At 69.8% G+C, this 1,343-nt stretch carries 2 protein-coding genes; both read right to left on the bottom strand.

Annotated features, from left to right (window positions below; translation table 11 throughout):
• Positions 1 to 4 precede the first annotated feature (4 nt).
• Positions 5 to 1,012, bottom strand: coding sequence for a sugar ABC transporter substrate-binding protein (locus IEY55_RS24175; protein ID WP_189060844.1), 1,008 nt, complete (start codon positions 1,010 to 1,012; stop codon positions 5 to 7).
• 14 nt (positions 1,013 to 1,026) lie between these two features.
• On the bottom strand, positions 1,027 to 1,343 hold a 317-nt coding region (locus tag IEY55_RS24170; RefSeq protein ID WP_229686707.1), incomplete at its 5' end, for a sugar phosphate isomerase/epimerase family protein.

Below are 1,343 nucleotides of genomic sequence, written 5' to 3'. Positions count from 1 at the left end.
GGCGTCAGCGGGTGCCGCGCTCCGCAAAGCTGCCAACCTTGTCCACATTGGACTTGTCGACGATCTGTGGCCCGGTGAGCACCGGCTTGCCGCCGCCCACGGTGTTCGCGTTGTCCCGGAACAACTTCAGGAACGTGACCGGCAGGTACCCCTGTAGGTATTGCTGCTGGTCGAGCGCGAACTCCAGCTGCCCGGACTTGATGAACGACACCACGTCCGAGTTGAGGTCGAAGGTCGCGACCTTGGCCTGCGAACCGGACTCCCGCACCGCGCTCACCGCGTTCGCGGCGACCTGCGGGTTCAGCGTCAGCACGGCGTCGATCGAGCTGTCGGACTGCAACGCGCCCTTGATCCGGGCCTGCACGTCGGTCGGGTTGCTGATGTCGACCTGCAGGTTCTGCACGTCGCCGAAGCTCCGCCTGGCGCCGTCGCACCGCTCGTTGAGCGCGACGTTGCCGGCCTCGTGGATGATGCACAGCAGCTTCGTCCGTCCGGACTGCTTGAGGTTCTCCCCGGCCCGCTCGCCGGCGACCTCCTCACTCTGCCCGACGTGCGTGATGGCTCCGAACTCGGCGCTGCGCTTCTCCCCGGAGTTGATGGTGATCACCGGGATCCCGGAGTCGGCAGCCTTTCTGATCGAGTCCCGCAACGCGTCCGGGTTGGCCATCGAGACGACGAGGCCGCCCACCTTCTGCGCCACCGCGTTGTCGATCAGCTTCGCCTGTGCCGACGGGTCGCCGGCGGCGTTGTAGTCGACCTGCACGCCGAGTTCCTTGCCCGCGGTCTCGGCGCCGTTCTTCACCACGTTCCAGAACGCGTCGCCCGGGGTGCCGTGGCTGATGACCGCGACGCGCAGTTCGCCGGAGCCACCCGGTTGCTGCCCGCCGCCGCCACCGGCGTCGGTGGCGCCCGGGCCGCTGCACGCGGCGAGCGCCAGGGTGCCCGCCGCGACGGCGGCCAACAACACACGCCCGCCCGCCGGTCGGGGTGTCGCAGAGCGGTTGGACCCCATCGTCCCTCCCATCGTCAGCCCGGCCGCTGGCCGAGCAGTTCGCGCAGGTACCGCAGGCTGCGTCCGGTGTCGTGCCGCGGCTTTGCGGCCTGGTCCGGTTCGGGGCCGGACAACGCCGTGTCCTGCTCCAGCACGTACCAACCGTCGTAGCCCGCCTCCCGCAGGAAACCGACCATGGCGGCGAGGTCGACATCACCGTCGCCGAGCGGGGTGTACAGGCCCTCCCGTACCGCCTGCGCGTAGCCCAGCTCGCCGCCACGCACCCGCTCGGCAATGTCCGAGCGGACGTCTTTGAGGTGGGTGTGCCCGATGCGGTGTGGCCACCGTTGGG

Origin of the sequence: Longimycelium tulufanense (genome assembly GCF_014645795.1) — a bacterium.
Lineage (GTDB): Bacteria > Actinomycetota > Actinomycetes > Mycobacteriales > Pseudonocardiaceae > Longimycelium > Longimycelium tulufanense.
The sequence above is the reverse complement of the archived record's forward strand: the minus strand, read 5'-3'. Positions and strand labels throughout refer to the sequence as shown.

What these genes read in the sequence shown, in the direction of transcription:
- IEY55_RS24175 (WP_189060844.1), bottom strand. Translation starts at nt 1,012, where the DNA reads ATGGGGTCCAACCGCTCTGCGACACCCCGACCGGCGGGCGGGCGTGTG.